Below are 21,849 nucleotides of genomic sequence, written 5' to 3'. Positions count from 1 at the left end.
CGGTCCGCGGCGCCCTCCGTCACTTCTCTCGTTGTTCACCGCAGCCAAGGGTTCGCCTTGACCACCGGCAGACCGTTCCACCAGCGCGCCAGGCCCCACGTGACGCCGGACGCGGTGGCCGCGAGGACGATCAGCACGAGGGCGTAGACGACGTGGTAGTCGATGAGCGGGTTGGTCGACATCGTCGGCTCGCCGGCCGAGGTGTGCTGTGCCGGCGGCCATTCAGCGGCCCACATGAGCGCCATCATCAGCGTGCCGCTGACGGCGGCGATCCGCATGCCGATGCCGAGCACCAGCGCCACACCGACCGCGAGTAGACCGGCCATGAACAGCAGGTCGGCCCACCAGGCCCCGGCGATGTCGTGGAACAGCGACTCGAACGGCCCGACGGCGACTCGGCTGAGGAAGCCGTTCGTGGGCGAGCCTCCCGAGAACCACGCGTTCTTGGGCTGGGTGGCGTAGCCGAGACCGAACGCCTTGTCGACGAACGCCCAGAGGAACAGCAACCCGGTCACGATGCGCAGCACCGCGAGGGGCACGGCACTCGTTCCGGTTCGGGTGCGGACAGGAGCGTGAACAGCGGACATCTTTACCTCCCAGGAAGTTCTTCTGGTTCGAGTCTTGTCTGGAAGGTCGTCCGCGAACGCGGCCCTTGGTCCCGACCCGGCCGGGACGTCACGACCTGCCGCGGCGGCCGCAGGAAGACCGCGCTGCCACGCAGGTCGCGGTCAGCAGGCTCACTTCCTCCGGCGTGAACGTCCCGATCACCTGCGGGACTTCAGGAAACGGGCGGCCACGAAGATCGCCGCGACCGCGACGGCGCCGAGTGTGGCGATCAGCCGGTTCACGTCGACCGCGGGCACCCACCGGACGTCGTTTCCGTTGATCACGTAGGCGCCGGTCGGCTTCGCGGAGATCCCGAACCCTCCGCCCTCGCCCTCCTGGCCCTTCTCGTCGCGGCCAGAGCCACCACCGGTGCCGCCCGAGATGGACGCGGCGGCGATGACGGTCACTCCGTTGCGCTCGTACGGCTCGGCGTAGACCCGCTTCGCCTCCACGGAGTTCTTGACGCTGGCGATCAGTTCCTCGATCTTCATCATCGCTCCAGGTTCGTCGGTCGTCGGCATCCAGCATCCGGTGAACGGGACCGCGTCGGGCAGGGTCCTTCGACTCCGCCTCGGGCTACGGTGTGCGGGTGGCACTCATCGCTACCAGCCTGGCCGGACCTGGGCTGAAGGAGAACTGATGAAGCACGCAGGACAGCAGGAGATCGCCAACGTCGTGGTCGACGCCGGTGACCAGACCTCGCCGGACGCCAAGCAGTACGCGCACGACCGAATCGCGCCCCTCGCCAGGTTCGCACCCGAACCGACGAACTACGCGCACGTCCGCATCGCGAATCCCGGTCCGCGCACAGTCGAGGTGCACGCGAACCTCGATGTCAACGGCACCCGCGTGGTGGCGCGGGCGGAGGCGAACACCGTCACCGAGGCGGTCGACGCCGTCCGGGACCACCTGCACCGCCAGTTGCTGAAGATGCACAACTGAGGAGTCAGCGCGCCGCGACGAGCCGCTCGGCGATCGTGTACGCCCAGCGCTCGATCTCGTCCCAGTCCCGGAAGTCGCCCGCCATCGGGCCCTGCGCCATCTTCCTGGCGATGAAGCCGGTCGCGGTCTCCGGTGTGAGCCTGCCGCCGAAGGTGATGGGTTCGTCCGCACCGATGCGAGCGGCGATCTCGCGCACCTTGCGCGGCGCTCGCCACGGGGTGAGATCGGTGCCGAGCGGGCCGCTGTGGAAGAGCCACAACGGCCGGGCGTGCAGGAGCTTCTCGTTGCGGGTCAGCAGCTTCACCGCTTCCCGCCGCCACCGGCCCGCGTACAGCGCGCTGCCGAGCACGACCGCCTTGAAGAGCTCGACGGAGCCGACGTCCGCGGCGTCCAGCACGACGACTTCGTGCGACGCCGAGCGGATCCTCGTGGCGATCGCTTCGGCGATTTCCTTGGTGGCACCCGTCTTGGTCGCGTAGGCGACGAGGATCTCGGTCATGCCACCACCATCGTTGCAGTGATCAGGGGTGGACAGAGCCCTTGTGCCCAGTGGCGACGGGACGCCGGTTTCTCTTGGCAGGGGGAGGACTCCTCCAGATCGGAGGACGCCGAAGGGGCGGCGACGCGGTTCGGTTCGATCGTGACAATCTGCGTCCGCGCGCCGCCGCCGTTCTCCAGCCTCCTCAAGGGTTTCCCCGCGCGACAGGGCCTTCCGCCCCCGTGCGGCGGTGCATTCCGGTTCTGGCGCCAACGGGTCTGCCGCGACGACAACCGCCGTTCGGCCGATCCGATCGTCGTCCTCGCCGAAGTCACGGATGCGGGTGGTCAGGTCCGCTCCTGGTCGCGGAGGAGGTCGATGACGGGACGGCGGGGCGTCGCGGGCAGCGGATCGGAGTTGAACGCGGCCCAGCCGACGCGTATCACCAGCTGCGGGCAGGAAGCGCCGTCGAGGACCTCGTCGCGCACCAGCTCCCTGGTCTCCACGACCTCCAGCGGCTGGCTGAGCGGGCAGGACGCCAGACCCGCAGCGGTCGCTTCCAGCAGCACCGCGCTGGTCGCCTCCCCGGCCCGCAACCGCGACAGGTCGTCGTCGGACGACGTGCTCAGCACGAGCAGCGTTCCCGCGTCCTCGCCGAGCAGGCTGGGACCGCCCTGCAGCAACGATCCCGGCGCGAACTCGCGCATCCGGAGGTCGCCGTACTGGTGGGATCCCGCGGGGATGTTCGCGGCGGGGACCCCCGCCGACGCACCGGGATACACGCCGCTCCACTGCCGGATCTCGGCCTGGTACGCCGGGTCGGCTTCCTGGATGCCGGCCGCCTTGGCGGTGGCGATCAGGAGTTCGTCGTGCGCCTTGCCGGTGACGACGTGGGCGTCCACCCCTTCCGCGCGGGCGGTCTTCACGAGTTGCTGGAGGATCTCGTCGGGAGCGGGCCAGGAGGAGAAGGCGCGCCGGTCGCTGCGCCTGCGCGGGATCGCGGCGGCGAGAGCGACGTGCGACTCCCTTGGTTCGAACGGCTGGAACTCGATCGCCGCGAGGTGGTCGGGCTGGGCCGGGTTGGGCAGCCGGTGGATCTTCGCGCGCCAGCCGAGCGCCGCGAGCCCGACCCGGAGGTGGTGCAACGCGGCTCCGCAGCTGACGACCAGGTCGGCGCCCTGCGGATCCGTCGCGGGCAGGCCGCGCGTGCGGTCGGCGTACAGGTGCAGGCTGCGCGCACCGGCCTCCCAGCGCCACGGCTGGGAGTTGTGCACGGACGGCGCACGTCCGGCCAGCGCCACCGCCGCTCGTACCGTCGTCTCGTCGGGCTGACCGCGGTCCATCCCGCTCACCTCCACGTTGAAGTCCTGCTGTGAAGCTCGCAGCACGAGCGGCCGCTGAAGAGGGGACTACGTCCCGGCCTGGCCGGGCCCTTGGCAGGTGTCTGGTCGCTGCGCCACCGACGAGGCTTGGTCACACAAGAACCGAGGATCGCCGGAGGGTGTCATGCGTGAACCGACAGTCGCCTCGCTGATGACACGTGAGGTGATCACCGCGGACGTCGAGTGCTCGTTCAAGGACCTCGTGCGGCTGCTGGAGGACAACAAGATCAGTGCGGTCCCCGTGCTCGACGGCGGCTGGCCTGTCGGCGTCGTGTCGGAAGCGGACCTGATGCCCAAGGAGGAGTTCCGCGGCGGCACCGAAGACGTGCCCGGTCTGTTCGCGGGCCACGCCACGAAGCACCGCTGGGAGCAGGCGAGCGGGGTGACCGCCCGCGACGTGATGACGTCGCCGGTGAAGAGCATCGCGCCGGACCTCGCCGCGAGCACTGCCGCCCGCGAACTGGCGGTTGCCGGCGTGCGCAGGCTCTTCGTGCTGGACTCCGACGGCGCGCTCGTCGGCGTGCTGTCCCGCCGCGACCTGCTGAAGCTCTTCGTGCGCGAGGACGACGAGCTGCGCACGACGATCCGCGACGAGATCTTCGGCCGGATCCTGTGGGTGGACCCCGACTCCCTCTACGTCGCGGTCACCGACGGCGTGGTGACGGTGCAGGGGAAGTTGGAACGGCAGAGCGAAGTCGAGATCGCCGAACACCTGATCCGCGCGCTGCCGGGCGTGGTGGACGTGCACAACAACCTGCTGCCCGAGTGGAACGACACCACACACACCCACCAGACCGAGATTTTCGGCTGAGGAGCGCCATGAGGACTCGAGACGTGATGACGACGGACGTAGTGGTCGTCGAACAGGACACATCAGCGCGTGACGCGGCCCGGCTGATCGCCGAACGCGGCTTCACCGCCCTGCCCGTGGTCGACGCCCTGGGAGCGTTGGTCGGCATGGTCAGCGAGGCCGATCTGCTGCGAGATCGCCTGCCGCAGGATCCGAGGGGACTGGTGCACGGCGAACCCGTCGAAGCCAGGCACGCGCCCGCGGACGTGGTCGCCGACGTGATGACGAAGTCCCCGGCGACCGTGAGCCCGAACACCGACCTGGCCGAGGTCGCCGGCCTGATGCTCGATCAGGGTGTGCGCAGCGTGCCGGTCGTCCACGAGGGCCACCTCGCGGGCATCGTGACCCGCCGCGACATGCTCCGCTCCATCACCCGCGCGGACTGGGTCGTCGAGGCCGAGATCCACCACCGGCTCGGCATGGTCGGTGGCGCGCAACGGTGGCAGGTCGCGGTGAACGGCGGCAAGGTGTCCATCATGGACAAGGGCAACAGCGCCACCGAACGGCACGTGGTCGACGTGCTGGTCCGCGCGGTCGCGGGCGTGACCGACGTCGAGTTCACCACCGAACCCGTGCGCGCGGGGAGCTGACCGTTCGTGTTGACGGAGTTGTAGAGTGTCGAATTGAAGAATTCTTCAAGTCGACAGGTCGTGGTCCCGTGAACGAGTTCGTGGACAGCCTGCTCATCCGCGTCGAGCAGGCGGAACAGGCAGTGCGGCAAGCGGTGGCGCAGCAGGACGAGTACGCGGCGGACGTGCACGCCGCGGATCTCGCCAACCTGCGGCGCCTGGCGGCCGAACACGGGGTGCCGGTCCGCACGCCCGAGGAGGGCTGAGCGGTGCCGGTTCCGCTGTACCAGGCGAAGGCCGAGTTCTTCCGGATGCTCGGCCACCCCGTGCGCATCCGGGTGCTGGAGTTGTTGCAGGACGGCCCGAAAGCGGTGCGCGACCTGCTGGCCGAGATCGAGGTCGAGCCGTCCAACCTCTCCGCGCAACTGGCCGTGCTGCGCAGGTCCGGCATCGTGACGGCGACCCGCGAAGGGTCGACGGTGGTGTACGCGCTCGCGGGCGCGGACGTGGCCGATCTGATGAAAGCCGCCAGAAGGATTCTCACCGAGTTGCTGGTCGGGCAGAACGAGTTGCTCGCGCAGTTGCGCGAGGACTCCGCGTGAGAGCGTTCCTGCCCGCGAAGGCGGACTGGTCGGCAGCGACTCCGAGAGATGTCGTCGCAGGCCTGACGGTCGCGGTCGTGGCGTTACCGCTGGCGCTGGGATTCGGGGTGGCGTCGGGCCTCGGTGCCGCCGCGGGACTGGCGACCGCGATCGTCGCGGGCACCCTGGCCGCGGTCTTCGGCGGCTCCAGCCTGCAGGTGTCCGGGCCCACCGGCGCGATGACCGTGGTGCTGGTGCCGATCGTCGCGACGTTCGGGCCGGGCGGTGTGCTGACCGTCGGGCTGATGGCGGGTGTGCTGCTGCTCGCGTTGGCGGTGGCCAGAGCCGGGCGCTACATGCGGTACGTGCCGGCTCCGGTGGTCGAGGGCTTCACCCTCGGCATCGCCGCGGTCATCGCGCTGCAACAGATCCCCGCGGCACTCGGCGTACCCACCCCGGACGGGCACAACGTCGTGGTGAACGCCGTCCACGCGTTCGGGTCCGGCCCCGCTCTGCCCGCCGTCGCCCTCGCGGGCGGAGTCGTTGTGATCATGCTCGTCGGCGCGCGCTGGAAACCGGCGATCCCGTTCTCGCTGCTGGCCGTGGCGGTGGGAACGGCGGTGGCGGAGATCTGGTCCCTTCCCGTGCCCCGCATCGGCTCGTTGCCCGCGTTGCTGCCCGCGCCGTCGCTGTCCTTTCTGGACTTGGGCGCGCTGTGGTCGCTGCTGCCGTCCGCGGTCGCGGTGGCCGCACTCGCCGCGCTGGAGAGCCTGCTGTCCGCGACGGTCGCCGACGGCATGAGCGTGAACCAGCGGCACGACCCGGACCGCGAGCTCTTCGGCCAGGGCATCGCGAACGTCATCACGCCGATGTTCGGTGGCGTGCCCGCGACGGCGGCCATCGCCAGGACCGCGGTCAACGTCCGGTCGGGTGCGACCTCGCGACTGGCGGCCCTGGTCCACGCCGCGACGCTCGCCGCCATCATGCTGGTCGCGGCCTCCGCGGTCGGACGGATTCCGCTGGCCGTGCTGGCCGGCGTGCTGCTCGCCACCGCGGTGCGGATGGTCGAGGTCGGTTCGGTCCGGGTCCTGATGCGGGCGAACCGCTCCGACGCGGTGGTGCTCGCCCTCACCGCGATCGCGACGCTGGCGCTCGACCTCGTCACCGCCGTGATCGTCGGCCTGGTCGTGGCGGGAGCGCTGGCCCTGAGAGCGGTCGCCAGGTCGGCGCGCATCGACGAGGAACCGCTGGAGCCCGGCGATCACACCCTGGAGGAGCACGAACTGCTCGCCCAGCACATCGTCGCCTACCGGTTGGACGGACCGCTGTTCTTCGCCGCGGCACATCGCTTCCTGCTGGAACTCACCGAGATCGCGGCGGTCTCCGTGGTGATCCTGCGGATGTCCCGCGTGTCCACGATGGATGGCACCGGCGTGCTGGTCCTGCGCGACGCCGTCGAGAGACTGGAGCACAGGGGCGTCACCGTGCTGCTCTCCGGCGTGCGCGACGAGCACCGTCACCAGCTGGAGACCCACGGCGTGCGCACGTTCGCCAGCACACCCGAGGCCATCGAGCACGCGCGAGACCTCTTGCGCCGCAACGGCACGCTGCCGTGACGGTAGGTGACCCGGGAGAACGAGTGTGCTGGACCGGACGGCGTGAACCCGTTCAAGAATGCAAAGCAAAGGATTCTTCTTCGGTTCCGCCGGACAGTTCTCCGCGGAATGAGTGCGCTAACAGACATTCGACGACCTGTTCGCTTCCCCAGTCGAATGCATTCGACACTTCTTGACCGGACGGAGATCGTCCTCCACAGTTTGATGGACGCGACCGGTATCCGCAGAAATGGCACCTCTGTGACGTGATCAGTGTTCGTTCAGAAAACGCGATAGACCACTCGGCGCAAGTGGTCGATCGAACGGTGCCCCGGTCGGGTTCTCCCTCACCTCAACGAAGAGGAGCACACTCATGGCCGGATCAGGCCATCACCCGCCCACCTCCGTCTCCCGCGCCGGCCGACGTCGAGTGGCCGGCGTCACCGCCGTCGTGGCCGTCCTGCTCGGCGGTCTCGTGGCGGCTTTCAGTGCGACACCCGTGTCGGCGGCGACCGTCGACACCTCCGCCTGGTACGTGCTGGTCAACCGCAACAGCGGCAAGGCCTTGGACGTCTACAACCTCGCCACGAACGACGGCGCGCGCATCACCCAGTGGGCTCGCAACGACGGCAACCAGCAGCAGTGGCAGTTCACCGACTCCGGCGGGGGCTACTACCGGCTGAAGTCCCGGCTGTCGGGCAAGGTCCTCGACGTCTACAACTTCTCGACCGCCGACGGCGGCAACATCGTCCAGTGGGCCGACGGCAACGGCACCAACCAGCAGTTCCGCCTCGCCGACTCCGACAGCGGCTACGTGCGCCTGATCAACCGCAACAGCAACAAGAGCGTCGAGGTGCAGGGCGGCTCGACCGCCGATGGCGCGAACGTCGTCCAGTACAGCGACTGGAACGGCACCAACCAGCAGTGGCAGCTCGTCCGAGTCGGTGGCGGCACGGGCCCCACCACGACGACGACCACCCCGCCGGGCGGCGGTTGCCAGCTCCCGTCGACCTACCGCTGGTCGTCGACCGGCTCGCTCGCGAACCCGAAGCAGGGATGGGTGTCGCTCAAGGACTTCACCCACGTCATGCACAACGGCAAGCACCTGGTCTACGCGACGACGCACGACACGGGAACGACCTGGGGCTCGATGAACTTCGGGACCTTCACGAACTGGTCGGACATGGGCTCGGCGAGTCAGAACGGGATGAGCGCGGGCACGGTCGCCCCCACGTTGTTCTACTTCGCACCGAAGAACATCTGGGTGCTCACCTACCAATGGGGCCCGACCACCTTCAGCTACCGGACGTCGAACGACCCCACGAACGCGAACGGGTGGTCGTCGGCGCAGACCCTGTTCACCGGAACCATTCCCAACTCCGGCACAGGCCCCATCGACCAGACGCTCATCGGTGACGACACGAACATGTACCTGTTCTTCGCCGGTGACAACGGCAAGATCTACCGGGCCACCATGCCGATCGGGAACTTCCCCGGCAGCTTCGGCTCGTCCTGGACGCAGATCATGAGCGACACGACGGCGAACCTGTTCGAGGGCGTCGAGGTGTACAAGGTTCAGGGTCAGAACCAGTACCTCATGATCGTCGAGGCGATGGGCAACAACGGGCGCTACTTCCGCTCGTTCACGTCCAGCAGCCTCAGCGGTTCCTGGACGCCGCAGGCCGCCACCGAGAGCAACCCGTTCGCCGGCAAGGCCAACAGCGGCGCCACCTGGACCAACGACATCAGCCACGGCGACCTGATCCGATCCAACCCCGACCAGACCAAGACCATCGACCCCTGCAACCTCCAGCTCCTCTACCAGGGTCGCAACCCGAACTCCGGCGGTGACTACGGCCTCCTGCCGTACCGGCCGGGCGTGCTGACGCTGCAACGCTGAGCGTCTGACGCAGGTCGTTCCACCGAGGCCGGCTCCCTCGTCCCACCGGGTGGGGGAGCCGGCCTTCGTGGATGCTGAGTCAGGCGAGCGCGTCGTACACGGCGGAAACGCAAGCCTCACTGCGGTCCGAGCCGATGATGCCGGGCGCCATGCGGTTCATCGCGTACGAAATGGTGAGCCGGCGCTCCAGATCCATGATGATCATCGATCCGCCCCACCCGCCCCAGAAGCAGATCCTCCCGTCGGGGATCCAGGACAGCGTCTCCTTCTTCGGCAACGCGAAGCCCGTTCCCCAGCGGATCGGGATGCCGAGCACCAGGTCCACGCCGTCGGCCTGGTCCTCGAAGATCAGATCCAGCGTCGCCTCGCCGAGGTAGCGGGTGCCGTCGACGCTGCCGCCCCGGGAGATCACGGACAGCAGCCGGGCGACCGAACGGGCGTTGCCGTGGCCGTTCAACGCGCCGATCTCGGCCCTGCGCCAGTCGGCCGTGTTGGCCGCGCCGGCGCTCACGGCGGGGCCGGCGAACGTCCGGGCCGCGATGCCGCCGGGCTCGGGCAACCGCGACGGCGGAGGCGGCGGGACGATCTCGGCGATTCGCGGCCAGTCCACTTCGGCCGCGCCCAGTTGGAAGTCCGCCGCCAGCGGACCGCTCAGTTCGGTCGCGACGAACTCGCGCAGCGTGCTGCCGGTGACCCGCCGGACCAGTTCGCCGAGGAGATGGCCGTAGGTGGCCGCGTGGTAACCCGACGCGGTACCTGGTTCCCACCAAGGTTTCTGACCGGCGAAGAGCGCTGTCGAGTCCGCCGGGTCGTAGAGGTCGGTGAGCTTCACCGGTTGCTCGAGTCCGGAAAGGCCGGAGGTGTGCGACAGGAGGTGGCGGACCTCGACGGCGTCCTTGCCGCGGGCGGCGAACTCGGGCCAGTACCGGGCGACCGGGGCGTGTGCGTCCAGCTGTCCGCGATCGATCAGCATCAGGATCGCGAGACTGGTGACGGTCTTCGTCGTCGACCAGACGTTGACGATCGTGTCCCGTTCCCAGCCGGCGGTGCGCGCGGCATCGCGGTGCCCACCCCAGATGTCCACGACGGACTCACCGTCGATGTCCACGACGAGAGAGGCGCCGAGCTCTTCACCGGTGGCGAGGTTGTTCTCGAACGCGGCGCGAACGGCATCGAAACGACCGTCGTGCGTGCCGGAGGAGAGGGTCATGCCGCCAGGTTAGAACCTGACACCAGCGTCAGGTGCAAGGAGTGATTCGAGATGCGAATCGCTGAACTGGCAAGGCTGACAACGTCTTCGCGTCTTCGCTTGATTCGGCCAAGTTCGCTTGTTAACGTCCACATCCGCTTGTGGCGCGGGTCACACCGAAGCCGCCCTTTCGGCCTGCCTCGAACCGTGGCGACCGTCAACGTTGATCCACGCTAGGAGCCACAATGGTATTCCCGAGGTTCGCTGTGCTGGCCGTCGCGCTGCTGGCGGCGGCGTGCGGCGGGCCGGCGGCCGGTGATCAGCCCAAACCCGGTGACGGCGCGCTCGTGGGCGTCACCATGCCGACGACCAAGTCGGAGCGCTGGATCAGCGACGGCGAGAACATCAAGCGAGACCTGGAGTCGCGAGGGCACCGGGTCGACCTCCAGTACGCCGAGAACGACGTGCCCACCCAGGTGAAGCAGATCGAGGACCAGATCGCCAAGGGCGCGAAGCTCCTGATCATCGCCTCGGTGGACGGCTCGGCGCTGACCAAGCCGCTCGACACGGCCGCGAACGCCAGGATTCCGGTGATCGCCTACGACCGGCTTCTGCGCGGGAGCCCGAACGTCGACTTCTACGCGACGTTCGAGAACTTCCGGGTCGGCGTCTACCAGGCCGAGTCGCTGCTGACCGGGCTGGGTCTGCGCAACCCCGACGCCAGTCCCGGCCCCGCGGAGGGTCCGTTCAACATCGAGCTGTTCGCAGGCTCCGCGGACGACAACAACGCGGCGTTCTTCTTCAACGGTGCCATGTCCGTGCTCAAGCCGTACCTCGACAACGGCAAGCTGGTGGTGCGCAGCGGTCAGACGGAGTTCCAGGCCGTCACGACACTCCGCTGGGACGGCGAGACCGCCGGCAAGCGCATGGAGGAGATCCTGGGCACGACGTACCGCCGGGCCAAGGTGAACGGCGTGCTCTCGCCCTACGACGGCATTTCCCTCGGCATCCTCACCGCGCTGAAGAACGGCGGCTACGGCCCCGAGTTCCCGATCGTGACCGGCCAGGACGCCGAGCTCGGTTCGGTGAAGTCGATCATCGCCGGCCAGCAGTACTCGACGATCTACAAGGACACCCGCGAACTGGCGAAGGCCACGGCGTCGATGGCCGAGGCCGTGCTGAAGGACCGCACGCCGCCGCAGCTGAACAACCTCAACGACTACGACAACGGCGTCAAGGTCGTCCCGGCGTTCCTGCTGAACCCGGTGAGCGTCGACAAGACCAACTACCACAAGGTTCTCGTGGAGTCCGGGTACTACACCGACGACCAGCTCCGCTAGGGCCTGCGCGAGCGTGGCGGTGACGTCACCGCCACGCTCACGTGCCGGAGCGCCGATCAGGGATTCGGGCTCCGCTACTCGAACAACCCGTAACCCGCGACGGCGTGTGCCCGCACACCGTCCATGTCGAGCTCCACACCGATGCCGGGGGTGTCGGGCAGCGTGATGTAGCCGTCCTTCACGATCGAGCCGCTCCCGTCGGGCGCGTGGACGTAGCTGTCCCACACCGCGCGCTCCTCCAGGGCGTGCCATTCCTGGACGAAGAAGTTGGGGATGGCTCCGCACAGGTGCGACGTGGCCATCGTGCCCAGTGGCGTCGACACCAGGTGCGGTGCGAACGGGATGTAGTGCATCTCCGCGAGGTTGGCGATCTTCTTGGCTTCGGCGAGGCCGCCGCACTTCGGCACGTCCGGCTCGATGACGTCCACGGCGCCGCGTTCGAGCAGGTCGCGGAATCCCCACCGCAGGTAGAGGTTCTCGCCCGCGCAGATCGGCGTGCGGGTCTGTGCGCGCACCCGTGCCAGCGCGTCGACGTTCTCCGCCGGCAGCGGCTCCTCGAGCCACATCAGGCGGAACGGCTCGAGCTCCCACGAGATCCGGCAGGCGCTCGGCACGTCGTAGCGGGCGTGCAGGTCGATGGCCAGGTCGACGTCCGGTCCGATCGCGTCGCGCACGGCTGCCACGCGCTCGACCATCGAGCGCAGCTCGGCGGCGTTGATCGTGTGGTTGAAGTCGTCGAACTTGGCGGGGTGGTGGAGGTTGTCGATGTCGAACTTGATGGCGGTGAAGCCTTCGGCGACCATCCGCTGGGCCCGGTCGACGCACCCGGAGATCGAGCCCGCCGGGTCGTCGCCGTCGCCGCAGTCGGCGTAGAGGCGGATCCGGTCGCGGAACTTCCCGCCGAGCATCCGGTAGACCGGCTGGCCCGCGGCCTTGCCCGCGAGGTCCCACAGCGCGAGCTCGATACCGGACAGGGCGATCACGAACACCCCGCCCTGGGGGCCCGCGAAGACCTTGTTGCGGCGCAGCTTCTCCCAGCACCGCTCGACGTTGCGCGGGTCCTCGCCGATCAGGAGGGGCGCCAGAAAATTGATCATTCCGACGACGGCGCCCGCGCCGGCGTCGGGGTTGGCCTCGCCGAACCCGCTGAGGCCCTCGTCGGTGTCGATCCGGACCAGGGTGGCCTGACCGTGGTAGTCCACCACCGCCGTCGTGACGTTGACGATCCGCATTGCTCTCCCGCCGCTGGGTCGTGCAGAGGAACGGACTCTGTCGCTGTGTCCAACTTGTCCTATAAGCTGATGACATGCAAAGGGGACAAGAGTCTTCGGACGCTGTCAAGGTCCGGACTCTCCCGGTGCAGGTGGCCGCACACCTGACCCGGCGCATCGTCAGCGGCGAGATCGAGGACGGGCGTGCTCCGTCGGAACTCGACATCTCCCGGGAGTTCGGGGTGTCCCGCGTGGTCGCGCGGGAGACGCTCAAGATCCTCGCCTCGCTCGACATCGTCGAGGTCGCGCAGGGCCGCCGCGTCGCCGTGCGTCCCCGGGCGGAGTGGGACTACCTGAGTCCTTTGCTGATCGAGTGGCTGCCCACCGAGATCGTCGGCGAGCTGCTGCAGGAGCTGCACCAGATGCGCGTGCTGCTCGAACCCGAACTCGCCGCGATGGCCGCGGCCAGTGTCACCGGCGAGACGCTGGAACGGCTCAAGGACGAGCTCGACCGCATGTCGGCGCTCGAGGGGGACCCCAACGCCTACCTCGAGGTCGACCACGAGTTCCACATGGAGATCTGCCGGGCGGCCGACAACCGCATACTCGACCGGATCATGTACTCCGCCCGCTGGCTGGGCACGGCCAGCCGGCGCATCACCAACGAGGCGCCGGCCGCGCTGCGCAAGGCCACCGGCGACCACACGGAGATCTACGAGGCACTCGTGGCGCGCGACCCGGAAGGCGCCCGCGCGGCGATGCGCAAGCACCTGGCCAACAACTCCAACCTCCTCGCGGAGAAGGAGCAGCAGACCAAACGCGCTGCCCGACGGCGCTAGCGCACCGCACGAGAGTTCTTCCGCTTCACCGTTCTTCAGCACATGAACGACCCGGCAGCGCGGCCCACGCCTCGTTGTCCCGCCGGTTGCAACGTCGCCCCGTCGGTACGCGTCCGCTCGCCGGACGCGAGAGGAGTGGTCATGGAAGAGAAAACGGACTTATCGAGGCGCACCTTCCTCGGGGTGAGCGCGCTGGGCGTGCTCGGTCTCGCCGGGTGCGGGGGAGGGCCGGCACCCGCGCCGCAGGTCGACGTCCAAGTGCCCCAGGCACTCCTCGACCAGGCCGGCCCGCTGCGCGGTGGGTCGGTGGGGATGCTCTCGCAGAAGCTGTACGCGGAGGCCGCCAACCAGGCACTGGACAGGTCGCTGCAGGTGTTCGCACAGGCCACCGGCACCACGGTCCGCAACGACCTGGTCTCCGGTGACGCCGGCGACATGGTCGCGAAGATGGACGCCGAGGTGAAGGCGGGCACCAGCCGCGACTTCGCCTTCGTGAGCGATCGGCGGTTCGTCGGCCAGCTCCACAACCTCGGCGCCCTCACCGACGTCACCGACGTGGTCGAAGAGATGCGCAAGCTCTACGGCGAGCCCGCGACGGAGGCGACCAACTACTGCGTGTTCGGCGGGCGCTGGTTCGCGATCCCGTACCACTTCATCGCGTCCGCGATGTACCTGCGCAAGGACTGGTACCAGGAGAAGGGCCTTGAGCTCAAACCCCACTACACGTGGGAGGAGCTGCGCGACAACGCGCTGGAGGTCTCCGACCCGGCGAAGAAGCGCTTCGGCTGGGGGCTCACGGTGAACCGCTCCGGCGACGCCAACGGCTTCATCGCGAACGTCATCAACTGCTACGGCGGCGCGATCGCGGACAACACCGGCACGAAGGTGGTGTTCAACTCGCCGGAGACCGTCGCCGCCGTCACGTTCATCGGCGACATCTACACGAATCCGAAGTACACGCCGATGCTGCCACCGGGCATCGGCAGCTGGACCGACTCGAGCAACAACGAGAACTGGCTGGCCCAGATCCTGGGGCTCACGCTCAACCAGTTCAGCGTCTACGCCGACTCGAAGACCAAGAACAACCCGGTCTACGCCAACACCCACCCGTTCAACGGCGCCACCGGACCGGCGATCGACAAGCCGCTCGCGTTCGGCGAGTCCAACTCGTTCGTCGTGTTCAAGGGGGCGAAGAACCCCGATCTCGCCAAGCTGGTGGCGAAGTACATGGTCAGCGGGACCGCGCTGCTCGGTGTCGCGAAGGGAGCACCGTGCCTGGTGAATCCCTCGTGGGACAAGGTGTGGGACTCCGACCCGTACTACACCACCGGTGATCCGGCCTTCCCCGCGCTGCGGGAGCAGACCCGCACGCCGCTCCCGGTGACCACCAGGACGGGCTTCAAGTTCCCGCAGGCGCCGAGTCCCGGTGAACAGGCCGCGACGGCCGCCTACCTGCTCACCGACATGATGCAGTCGGTCATCCAGGGCACCAAGCCGGCCGATGCCGTCGCCTCGACCCACACCCGCATCGTGCAGGTCTTCGAGCAGCAGGGCTACAAGCAGTGACCGTGCTGCGCACCAGGCCGGCGCCGGTCCGTCCGGCGCCGCGCGGGCCTTCTTCGCACACCAGGTCGCAGCGGCTGTTCGGGCGGGACTGGCGCCTCGCCGCCGTGTTCATCGGGCCGACGCTGGTGCTGGTCTCCGGCCTGATCCTGTTCCCGATCGTCAGTTCGGTCCTCACCAGCACGACGGAACGTCACGGTGCGGAGACGGTCTTCGTCGGGCTGGACAACTACACCGCCCTCGTCGGCGACACCGTGTTCCACAAGGGAGTGCTCAACTCCTTCGTCTTCACCGCGTACGCCGAGATCTTCAAGGTGACCCTCGGCCTCATCGCGGCGCTGATGCTGCACCACATGCGCCGCGGCCGGGCGATCATCGCCGGGGTGATCCTGCTGCCGTGGGTCGTGCCGACGGTCGTCACGGCCTTCACCTGGCGGTCGTTGTTCGACCCGATCTTCGGCAGCGTCAACGTTCTGCTGACCGACTCGGGGATCGGGCCCGTTCTCGCTGCCGTCGGGCTCGTCGACCGGTGGCCCGCGGAGTGGCTGTCCGATCCCGCGCTCGCGATGCCGGCGGTCATCCTGGTCAACGTCTGGAAGGGCATCCCGTTCTTCACGGTGACGTTCCTCGCCGGGCTCAAGGCCATCGACAGCGGGCTCTACGAGGCGGCGGTGGTGGACGGCGCCTCGCCGTGGCAGCGCTTCGTGCACATCACGATGCCGGGCCTGCGCCACATCATGATCGTGACGGTGTTGCTGTCGTCGATCTGGACGTTCAACAACTTCGACCTGATCTGGCTGATGACCCAGGGCGGGCCGGGAGACGCCACCGCCCCGTACGTGATGGTGGCCTACTCGAAGGCCATCCAGCAGTTGCAACTGGGCGCGGGCGCCGCGGTCACGCTGGTGATGCTGCCGATCATCGGCATCCTCGTGGTGATCCTCGTGCGGATGATGCGGCGCAGCGACCAGCCGGGCGCGAGCGACATGGGGCGCAGGCGGCTCACTCCCGCTCAGCGCAGGGCGTTGCCGTGGGTGATCGTCGCGGGCTCGACGCTCATCCTGGTCTGGGCCTCGCCGCACATCGTGTGGAAGGCCGCGCTCGTGCTGGGCGTGTTCGTGGTGCTCGCGGCCGCCGTCGGACGAGTCGTCTCCGTGCTCGCCGCGCGGGGCAACCGGCTGGCCGCGCGCGTGGTCAGTGGCACCGGCAGCGGGATCGCGCTCGTGGGCCTGCTGGGCTTCGTGCTCGCCCCGCTCTACTGGATGACGGTCACGGCCTTCAAGTCCGACAACCAGATCGTCGCGCGCACCGACGACCTGTGGCCGACCCCGTGGAGCACCGAGCAGTTCACCAACCTGTTCACGGGCAGGGCGTTCGGCACCTGGTACCTCAACACGATCCTGGTGTCGGTGGCGTCGACCGTGATCGCCCTGGTCTGCGCGGCACTGGCGGGCTATGCGTTGGCACGCCTGAAGTTCCGGGGCTCGGAGAGCTTCACGGTGACGATCCTGCTCACCTACGTGATGCCGGGCGCGCTGCTGTTCATCCCGCTGTACCAGATGATGAGCGGAATCGGGCTCAACGACTCGTTGTGGTCGCTCGTGCTCGCCTACCCCACGTTCACCCTGCCGTTCGCGACGTGGCTGCTCGTCGGCTACTTCAAGTCGATCCCGGCCGACCTGGAGGAGGCCGCGCTGGTCGACGGCTGCACGCGGTTCGGGGCGTTCATCCGGATCGTGCTGCCGCTGGCCAAACCGGGCCTGCTCGCGGTCGCGCTGTTCACGCTCACCAACGCGTGGAACGAGTTCCTGTTCGCCTTCGTGTTCATCACCAAGGACGACTACAAGACGCTGCCCGTCGGCATGCAGTCGATGATCTTCGGTGACGTCGTGCCGCAGGGACAGCTGGCCGCGGCCTCGCTGCTGATCAGCATTCCGGTCGTGACCATGTACGCGTTCGGGCAGCGGTTCCTGACCGAGGGCCTCACCGCGGGGGCCGTGAAGGGATGAGCGAGACACCGGCGATCACGGAGGAGCACGTCGCGACCGCGTCCCGGCCGAGTGACCTGCGCATCACCGATCTGCGGGTGGCCAACGTGGCCGGCGTGCCGTTCCGCTCGTCGATCATCAGGATCGACACCAACCAGGGGCTGGCGGGCTACGGGGAGGTGCGCGACCAGGCCAGCGCCACCTACGCGCTCATGCTCAAGAGCCGGCTCGTCGGCGAGAATCCGTGCAACGTCGACAAGATCTTCCGCAAGATCAAGCAGTTCGGGCATCACGGCCGTCAGGGCGGCGGGGTCTCCGGCGTCGAGATGGCGCTGATGGACCTCGCCGGCAAGGCGTACGGAGTTCCCGCGTACGCGTTGATCGGGGGCCGGTTCCGGGACGAGATCCGTTGCTACGCGGACACTCCGTCGCTGCCGGACCCGCACGCGATGGGCGCCCGGCTGCTGGACCGCGAACGGCGCGGGTTCACGATGCTGAAGATGGACGTGGGCATCGACCTGCTGTGGGACGTGCCGGGGGCGCTGATCGCGCCGCCGGGCGCCCGCGCGAACCTGACGACGATGCATCCGTTCACCGGCATCCAGGTCACCGCGAAGGGCGTCGACCACCTGGCGTCCTACGTGGACGTCGTCCGTTCCGTCGTCGGCTACGACATCGCGCTCGCCGCCGACCACTTCGGCCACATCGCCCTCGACTCCTGCATCCGGATCGGCCGCGCGCTGGAGCCGTTCACCCTGGCGTGGATCGAAGATCTGATCCCGTGGCAACTGACCGACCAGTGGCGCAGCCTCACCGCGGCCGTCGCCGTCCCGACGTGCACGGGGGAGGACATCTACCTGCTCGACGGCTTCCGGCCGCTGCTCGACGCCGGCGCCATTCGCGTCGTGCACCCCGATCCGGCGACGGCGGGCGGGATCGCGGAGACCAAGCGGCTCGGGGACTACGCGCAGGAACGCGGGATCGCGATGGCGCTGCACCTGGCGGCGTCGCCGATCGCGACGATGGCGTGCGTGCACCTGGCCGCCGCCACGGAGAACTTCCTCGCACTCGAACACCACGCGGCCGAGGTGGAGTTCTGGAGCGACCTCGTCACCGGCCTGCCCCGGCCGCTGATCCAGAACGGCCACATCGCGGTGCCGGACGCGCCAGGACTGGGGTTCGGCGACCTCGACGAGGAACTGCTGCGGCGCCACCTCGACCCGCGCGATCCGGTGTTCTTCGCCGAGACGACGCACTGGGACGCCGAGTCGAGCCACGACCGGCTGTGGAGCTAGTGGTGTGGCTCGGAACGTCGCCGGGGGAATTCGCGGTCAGAGGCGCCGTGAGGTGCCCTGCTGAGCGTGGATCACCTCGCCGACGTTCCGAGTCGCGCCACCAGGTCAGGCCTGGCCCCGCTCGGCGCGCCACTGCTCGTACTCGGGCCGGGCCTCGTCCGACAGCGGGTAGTACCGCCGCAGGTCGCCACCTTCGGCCAGCCGGATCCGGGAGAACTCCTCCCATTCCGCGTGTTCCTGGGCGACGGCCACCAGAGCGGGCGCGAGCTTGATCGGCACCACCACCGCCCCGTCGTCGTCGGCGACGACGATGTCGCCCGGCACGACGATCGTGCCCCCGCACGCCACCGGCACGTTCACGGCGGCCGGGACGATGTCGGTCTGGGCGTGGAAGTTCGGTGTGGCGCCCCGGATCCACAGCCCGAGGCCGAGCTGCTTGGCCTCGCCGATGTCGCGCAGGCAACCGTCGATCACCACGCCGGCGCCGCCGCGGCCCTTGAAGTAGGTCAGCATCATCTCGCCGAACACACCGCTGCCCATGTCACCGCGCGCGTCGACGACGATCATGTCGCCGGGCTGGGCGTGGTACATGACGTGCCGGTGCAACTGCTTCTCCGGCTCCTCGTACTCGTCGACGGGGTAGAGGTCCTCTCGCTTCGGCAGGAACTGCAGCGTCAGCGCGGGACCGGCCACGCGCACGCCGGGCGTGACCGAGACCGGGCCGCGGATGAACGCGCTGCGGATGCCCATCCTGCTGAGCTCGGCGCTGGCCGTCGCACTGCCGATGGCCGCGAGGGCCGCACTCAACTCGGCAGGCGGGCGAACGATGTCGTGCGTCTCGACCACGTGGGTAGCTCCCTCAGATCCGCTGCCGCAACCATCGGAGAGTTCAAGCCTAGTCCGGAAAACCCTGTGGTGGGGCCGAAGTCGGCCACGTGATCAGATGTGGTGGCAGGGCTGGCGGAACCGCGTTCATCACTCCTGGGAAGCGCTTTCGCCGTCCAGTACCGCCAGTGCGTTGCGGATGCCCTGTTCCAGCAGATCGTCGGCGAGTCGCCGGTCGGTCAGGGCGCGGGACAGCTGCACCGTGCCGACCATGAGGGCGTAGACGCTGAGAACCGTGGTGCGAGCCGACTGCGGGTCGTGTGGTGCGAGACGGGCGGCGAAGTCGTCCATGATCGCCAGCAGGCTGTCGGTGTAGGCCTGCCTCGTGGGATCCCCGCAGCGGCCGATCTCGTCGAGCAGGGCCGCGGACGGGCAGCCCTCCTCCGGATTGTCGCGGTGCTCGGGGGAGAGGTACGCCCGGACGATCTGCTCCACGCCGGCGCGGCCGGGTGCGACGGCCGCGAGTTGCTCGCGCTGGTCGCGCAGCTGGTCGGAGACGGCGGTGGCGACCAGGTCCTCTTTGGACTCGAAGTGCGCGTAGAACGCGCCGTTGGTCAGTCCCGCGTCCGCCATGAGCGTGGCGACGCCGGAGCCGTCGATGCCGCTGCGCTTGAAGCGGCGGCCCGCCGTCTCGATGATCCGCTGTCTCGTCGCCAGCTTGTGCTCTTTGCCGTACCGCGCCATGTGGTCCTCCGGCCCCGATGTTAGTACGATCATAATCTAAATCTGCCGGAACTCTTGCCCCCGGGTCTGTCCGGTCTTATGGTCGTACGATCATAATCCAATGGGTTGGAGCCCACGATGACGGCAACACCGCAGGTCGCGCTCGTGACAGGTGCGTCCTCAGGGATCGGCGAGGCGGCCACGGTCGCCCTGGCGAAGGCAGGCTTCCGCGTGGTCGGCACGAGTCGTGACACGTCGAGGATCACTTCTGCCGACGGCGTGACGTTCCTGGACCTCGACGTCACCAGCGACGAGTCGGTCGCCGCCGTCGTCGGGCAGGTGCTCGACCGGTTCGGGCGGCTCGACGTCCTGGTGAACAACGCCGGAGTCGGTGCCAACGGCGCCGCGGAGGAGATCTCCGTGGCTCAGGCGCAGACGGTCTTCGACGTCAACGTCTTCGGCCTGATGCGCATGACGAAGGCCGTCCTGCCGCACATGCGCGCCCGCGGAAGCGGCCGCATCATCAACGTCTCGTCCGTGGCCGGGTTCGTCCCCAACCCGTTCATGGCCGTCTACGTCGCGACCAAGCACGCGGTCGAGGGGTACTCCGAGTCGCTGGACCACGAGGTCCGCGAACAGGGCATTCAGGTCGTGCGCGTCCAGCCCGGTCCCACCAACAGCCCGTTCGACGCGAACATGGTGCAGGCCGACAGCCCGCTGCCGGTCTACGCGCGCCAGCGACGCGCCTACGACGACGTCATGGCGGAGTCGATGCGAGGCGGCGACGATCCCGCGCTCGTCGCCGGGGTGATCGCCACGGCGGCCACCGAGCAGAAGCCGAAGCGGCGCTACACCGCGGGCTCGACCGCCGCGCGCGTCAGCGTGCTTCGCCGTGTCGCCCCTGCGTGGGCGTTCGACAGGAGCGTCCGCAAGCTGAACCGGATGGTGGGCTGACGTGCGGGCGTTCATCGTCGATCGCTACGGCAAGAGCGACAACGTCCTTCGGGCCGGTGACGTCCCGGAGCCGGTGGTGGGTGAGCACGACGTGCTGGTGCAGATCCACGCCGCGGGCGTCAACGCCCTGGACGTCAAGATCAGGGACGGGGAGTTCAAGCTCGTCCTGCCCTACCGCCCGCCGTTCGTCCTGGGCAACGACGTCGCCGGTGTCGTGATCCGGGTCGGTGGCAGCGTGCGGAGGTTCAAGCCCGGCGACGAGGTCTACGCGCGACCGGACGAGGACCGCATCGGCACCTTCGCGGAACTCATCTCCATCAGTGAGGACGACCTGGCGCTGAAGCCGGAGCGGCTCACGATGGAGGAGGCGGCCGCCATCCCCCTGGTCGGCCTGACCGCCTGGCAGGCGCTGGTCGAGATCGCCGGCCTGCGCGAGGGGCAGAAGGTCTTCATCCAGGCCGGAGCCGGCGGTGTCGGGACGTTCGCGATCCAGCTGGCGAAACACCTGGGCGCCACCGTGGCCACGACGACCAGCGCGGCCAACGCCGACCTGGTCAGGCGGCTCGGCGCCGACGTCGTGATCGACTACCGCGAGGACGACTTCGAGACCGTCCTGCGCGACTACGACGTGGTGCTGAACAGCCTGGACGACGAGACGCTCAGGAAGTCGCTGCGCGTGCTGAAGCCCGGCGGGAAGCTCGTCTCGATCTCCGGCCCACCGGACCCCGCCTTCGCCAGGGAGCCCGGCAGGCCGTGGTTCCTGCGGCCGGTCATGTGGGTCCTGAGCCGCGGCGTCAGGAAGGCCGCCCGGCGCCAGCAGGTCAGCTACTCGTTCCTCTTCATGCGGGCGGACGGGAAGCAGTTGGGCGAGATCACCTCGCTCATCGACGCCGGCGCCATCACACCGGTCGTGGACCGGATCTTCCCCTTCGAGGCGACCAACGAAGCCATGGCGTACGTCCGAACAGGACGCGCCAAGGGCAAGGTCGTCGTGAAGGTCAGGTAGGAGCTCGTCCGAG

22 protein-coding genes are annotated in these 21,849 nt (G+C 68.7%); 14 read left to right on the top strand and 8 right to left on the bottom strand.

The window, feature by feature from the left end:
• Nucleotides 1–35: 35 nt before the first annotated feature.
• Nucleotides 36–587 (bottom strand): DoxX family membrane protein, encoded by a 552-nt coding sequence (locus SK854_RS34620; RefSeq protein ID WP_319979343.1) that lies wholly within the window; start codon nucleotides 585–587, stop codon nucleotides 36–38.
• A 177-nt stretch (nucleotides 588–764) separates the two neighbouring features.
• Nucleotides 765–1,097: a spore germination protein GerW family protein gene (locus SK854_RS34615; RefSeq protein WP_319979342.1), complete on the bottom strand. Its 333-nt coding sequence runs from the start codon at nucleotides 1,095–1,097 to the stop codon at nucleotides 765–767.
• A 148-nt stretch (nucleotides 1,098–1,245) separates the two neighbouring features.
• Between SK854_RS34615 and SK854_RS34610 the strand changes: the two genes are divergently transcribed.
• The gene (locus SK854_RS34610) at nucleotides 1,246–1,548 is read left to right on the top strand and encodes an HPF/RaiA family ribosome-associated protein (protein ID WP_319979341.1); all 303 of its coding nucleotides are present in this window, start codon (nucleotides 1,246–1,248) and stop codon (nucleotides 1,546–1,548) included.
• 4 nt (nucleotides 1,549–1,552) lie between these two features.
• On the opposite strand, the gene SK854_RS34605 is transcribed toward SK854_RS34610, so the two are convergent.
• Together SK854_RS34605 and SK854_RS34600 are read right to left on the bottom strand one after the other, a co-directional pair.
• Nucleotides 1,553–2,047, bottom strand: coding sequence for a flavodoxin domain-containing protein (locus SK854_RS34605; protein WP_319979340.1), 495 nt, complete (start codon nucleotides 2,045–2,047; stop codon nucleotides 1,553–1,555).
• A gap of 326 nt (nucleotides 2,048–2,373) precedes the next feature.
• Nucleotides 2,374–3,369, bottom strand: coding sequence for an Acg family FMN-binding oxidoreductase (locus tag SK854_RS34600; protein ID WP_319979339.1), 996 nt, complete (start codon nucleotides 3,367–3,369; stop codon nucleotides 2,374–2,376).
• Nucleotides 3,370–3,532: 163 nt separating this feature from the next.
• Between SK854_RS34600 and SK854_RS34595 the strand changes: the two genes are divergently transcribed.
• The 6 genes from SK854_RS34595 to SK854_RS34570 all read left to right on the top strand — a co-directional run bounded on the left by SK854_RS34595 (nucleotide 3,533) and on the right by SK854_RS34570 (nucleotide 8,903).
• On the top strand, nucleotides 3,533–4,219 hold the full coding sequence (locus SK854_RS34595) for a CBS domain-containing protein (protein WP_319979338.1): 687 nt from the start codon (nucleotides 3,533–3,535) through the stop codon (nucleotides 4,217–4,219).
• Between the two features lie 8 nt (nucleotides 4,220–4,227).
• On the top strand, nucleotides 4,228–4,848 hold the full coding sequence (locus SK854_RS34590; RefSeq protein ID WP_319979337.1) for a CBS domain-containing protein: 621 nt from the start codon (nucleotides 4,228–4,230) through the stop codon (nucleotides 4,846–4,848).
• A 68-nt stretch (nucleotides 4,849–4,916) separates the two neighbouring features.
• Nucleotides 4,917–5,093, top strand: coding sequence for a hypothetical protein (locus SK854_RS34585; protein ID WP_319979336.1), 177 nt, complete (start codon nucleotides 4,917–4,919; stop codon nucleotides 5,091–5,093).
• 3 nt (nucleotides 5,094–5,096) lie between these two features.
• Nucleotides 5,097–5,429 carry an ArsR/SmtB family transcription factor gene (locus SK854_RS34580; protein WP_319979335.1) on the top strand — a complete coding sequence of 111 codons (333 nt, stop codon included), beginning with the start codon at nucleotides 5,097–5,099 and terminating at the stop codon, nucleotides 5,427–5,429.
• Complete coding sequence (locus SK854_RS34575; protein WP_319979334.1) at nucleotides 5,426–7,024, top strand: SulP family inorganic anion transporter; 1,599 nt, start codon at nucleotides 5,426–5,428, stop codon at nucleotides 7,022–7,024. Before SK854_RS34580 ends, SK854_RS34575 begins: the two co-directional genes overlap by 4 nt.
• 352 nt (nucleotides 7,025–7,376) lie before the next feature.
• Nucleotides 7,377–8,903 (top strand): non-reducing end alpha-L-arabinofuranosidase family hydrolase, encoded by a 1,527-nt coding sequence (locus tag SK854_RS34570; RefSeq protein WP_319979333.1) that lies wholly within the window; start codon nucleotides 7,377–7,379, stop codon nucleotides 8,901–8,903.
• Between the two features lie 79 nt (nucleotides 8,904–8,982).
• Here SK854_RS34570 and SK854_RS34565 read toward each other — a convergent pair whose 3' ends face one another.
• The gene (locus tag SK854_RS34565) at nucleotides 8,983–10,113 is read right to left on the bottom strand and encodes a serine hydrolase domain-containing protein (protein WP_319979332.1); all 1,131 of its coding nucleotides are present in this window, start codon (nucleotides 10,111–10,113) and stop codon (nucleotides 8,983–8,985) included.
• Between the two features lie 224 nt (nucleotides 10,114–10,337).
• Between SK854_RS34565 and chvE the strand changes: the two genes are divergently transcribed.
• Entirely contained in the window at nucleotides 10,338–11,432 is a 1,095-nt protein-coding gene (gene chvE, locus SK854_RS34560) for a multiple monosaccharide ABC transporter substrate-binding protein (RefSeq protein ID WP_319979331.1), read from the top strand.
• 74 nt (nucleotides 11,433–11,506) lie between these two features.
• Here the strand turns inward: chvE and SK854_RS34555 are convergent, their stop codons facing one another.
• A complete protein-coding gene (locus SK854_RS34555) occupies nucleotides 11,507–12,664 on the bottom strand; it encodes a mandelate racemase/muconate lactonizing enzyme family protein (protein ID WP_319979330.1) in 1,158 nt (385 codons plus the stop codon).
• 74 nt (nucleotides 12,665–12,738) lie between these two features.
• Between SK854_RS34555 and SK854_RS34550 the strand changes: the two genes are divergently transcribed.
• The 4 genes from SK854_RS34550 (at nucleotide 12,739) to SK854_RS34535 (ending at nucleotide 18,328) form a co-directional block, all read left to right on the top strand.
• Nucleotides 12,739–13,482, top strand: coding sequence for a FadR/GntR family transcriptional regulator (locus SK854_RS34550; protein WP_319979329.1), 744 nt, complete (start codon nucleotides 12,739–12,741; stop codon nucleotides 13,480–13,482).
• 141 nt (nucleotides 13,483–13,623) lie between these two features.
• Nucleotides 13,624–15,048, top strand: coding sequence for an ABC transporter substrate-binding protein (locus tag SK854_RS34545; protein WP_319979328.1), 1,425 nt, complete (start codon nucleotides 13,624–13,626; stop codon nucleotides 15,046–15,048).
• Nucleotides 15,049–15,050: 2 nt separating this feature from the next.
• Nucleotides 15,051–17,054, top strand: coding sequence for an ABC transporter permease (locus SK854_RS34540; RefSeq protein ID WP_319979327.1), 2,004 nt, complete (start codon nucleotides 15,051–15,053; stop codon nucleotides 17,052–17,054).
• On the top strand, nucleotides 17,051–18,328 hold the full coding sequence (locus SK854_RS34535; protein ID WP_319979326.1) for a mandelate racemase/muconate lactonizing enzyme family protein: 1,278 nt from the start codon (nucleotides 17,051–17,053) through the stop codon (nucleotides 18,326–18,328). The genes SK854_RS34540 and SK854_RS34535 overlap by 4 nt, the downstream gene beginning before the upstream one ends.
• A 105-nt stretch (nucleotides 18,329–18,433) precedes the next feature.
• Here SK854_RS34535 and SK854_RS34530 read toward each other — a convergent pair whose 3' ends face one another.
• Nucleotides 18,434–19,174, bottom strand: a complete 741-nt coding sequence (locus SK854_RS34530) for a ribonuclease activity regulator RraA (RefSeq protein WP_319979325.1) — start codon at nucleotides 19,172–19,174, stop codon at nucleotides 18,434–18,436.
• Nucleotides 19,175–19,303: 129 nt separating this feature from the next.
• Nucleotides 19,304–19,930, bottom strand: a complete 627-nt coding sequence (locus SK854_RS34525; protein WP_319979324.1) for a TetR/AcrR family transcriptional regulator — start codon at nucleotides 19,928–19,930, stop codon at nucleotides 19,304–19,306.
• An 84-nt stretch (nucleotides 19,931–20,014) separates the two neighbouring features.
• Between SK854_RS34525 and SK854_RS34520 the strand changes: the two genes are divergently transcribed.
• Together SK854_RS34520 and SK854_RS34515 are read left to right on the top strand one after the other, a co-directional pair.
• A complete protein-coding gene (locus tag SK854_RS34520; RefSeq protein ID WP_319979323.1) occupies nucleotides 20,015–20,830 on the top strand; it encodes an oxidoreductase in 816 nt (271 codons plus the stop codon).
• A 1-nt stretch (nucleotide 20,831) separates the two neighbouring features.
• A complete protein-coding gene (locus SK854_RS34515; protein ID WP_319979322.1) occupies nucleotides 20,832–21,836 on the top strand; it encodes an NADP-dependent oxidoreductase in 1,005 nt (334 codons plus the stop codon).
• Nucleotides 21,837–21,849: the final 13 nt, after the last annotated feature.

Origin of the sequence: Lentzea sokolovensis, assembly GCF_033949975.1 — a bacterium.
GTDB lineage: Bacteria > Actinomycetota > Actinomycetes > Mycobacteriales > Pseudonocardiaceae > Lentzea > Lentzea sokolovensis.
Note: the sequence above shows the minus strand (reverse complement) of the source record. Positions and strands in the feature narration are given on the sequence as shown.

Bases quoted from the DNA above. Each gene is read 5' to 3' on its own strand.
- SK854_RS34620 (WP_319979343.1), bottom strand. From the start codon at position 587: ATGTCCGCTGTTCACGCTCCTGTCCGCACCCGAACCGGAACGAGTGCC.
- SK854_RS34615 (WP_319979342.1), bottom strand. From the start codon at position 1,097: ATGAAGATCGAGGAACTGATCGCCAGCGTCAAGAACTCCGTGGAGGCG.
- SK854_RS34610 (WP_319979341.1), top strand. From the start codon at position 1,246: ATGAAGCACGCAGGACAGCAGGAGATCGCCAACGTCGTGGTCGACGCC.
- SK854_RS34605 (WP_319979340.1), bottom strand. From the start codon at position 2,047: ATGACCGAGATCCTCGTCGCCTACGCGACCAAGACGGGTGCCACCAAG.
- SK854_RS34600 (WP_319979339.1), bottom strand. From the start codon at position 3,369: ATGGACCGCGGTCAGCCCGACGAGACGACGGTACGAGCGGCGGTGGCG.
- SK854_RS34595 (WP_319979338.1), top strand. From the start codon at position 3,533: ATGCGTGAACCGACAGTCGCCTCGCTGATGACACGTGAGGTGATCACC.
- SK854_RS34590 (WP_319979337.1), top strand. From the start codon at position 4,228: ATGAGGACTCGAGACGTGATGACGACGGACGTAGTGGTCGTCGAACAG.
- SK854_RS34570 (WP_319979333.1), top strand. From the start codon at position 7,377: ATGGCCGGATCAGGCCATCACCCGCCCACCTCCGTCTCCCGCGCCGGC.
- SK854_RS34565 (WP_319979332.1), bottom strand. From the start codon at position 10,113: ATGACCCTCTCCTCCGGCACGCACGACGGTCGTTTCGATGCCGTTCGC.
- chvE (WP_319979331.1), top strand. From the start codon at position 10,338: ATGGTATTCCCGAGGTTCGCTGTGCTGGCCGTCGCGCTGCTGGCGGCG.
- SK854_RS34555 (WP_319979330.1), bottom strand. From the start codon at position 12,664: ATGCGGATCGTCAACGTCACGACGGCGGTGGTGGACTACCACGGTCAG.
- SK854_RS34550 (WP_319979329.1), top strand. From the start codon at position 12,739: ATGCAAAGGGGACAAGAGTCTTCGGACGCTGTCAAGGTCCGGACTCTC.
- SK854_RS34545 (WP_319979328.1), top strand. From the start codon at position 13,624: ATGGAAGAGAAAACGGACTTATCGAGGCGCACCTTCCTCGGGGTGAGC.
- SK854_RS34535 (WP_319979326.1), top strand. From the start codon at position 17,051: ATGAGCGAGACACCGGCGATCACGGAGGAGCACGTCGCGACCGCGTCC.
- SK854_RS34525 (WP_319979324.1), bottom strand. From the start codon at position 19,930: ATGATCGTACTAACATCGGGGCCGGAGGACCACATGGCGCGGTACGGC.
- SK854_RS34520 (WP_319979323.1), top strand. From the start codon at position 20,015: ATGACGGCAACACCGCAGGTCGCGCTCGTGACAGGTGCGTCCTCAGGG.